This is a genomic window from Streptomyces sp. P17, from assembly GCF_032436805.1.
GTDB lineage: Bacteria > Actinomycetota > Actinomycetes > Streptomycetales > Streptomycetaceae > Streptomyces.
Genome location: NZ_JAVRBF010001321.1, coordinates 1 through 246, shown reverse-complemented (window position 1 = coordinate 246; position 246 = coordinate 1). Strand labels below are relative to the sequence as shown.

Sequence of the window (246 nt, the reverse complement as noted above, 5' to 3'; positions counted from 1 at the left end):
GCCTTGAGCGCCAAGCCCCGCGCAAGCGCGAAATCCAAACCCGCCGGTGATGGATTGACGCCGCCGCCGCTGCTCGGTCCCGCCACGGCGGCCGAGCGGTTCATCATATGGGGCAGCTACACCTGTCCCTACACGGCCATGCTCATTCCGATCATGAAGGGCCTGCAGTCCGACCACCCGAAAGCGGTCGCTTTGGAATGGCGGCACTATCCGCTGCATCCGCCGGATCCCGCGCTGCATGTGGCG

The 246-nt window shown here is 66.3% G+C and carries 1 protein-coding gene; it reads left to right on the top strand.

Annotated features, from left to right (window positions below; genetic code table 11):
* Positions 1-246 (top strand): DsbA family protein (locus tag RMT89_RS44840; protein WP_315889501.1); only part of this gene is annotated, 246 nt, incomplete at both ends.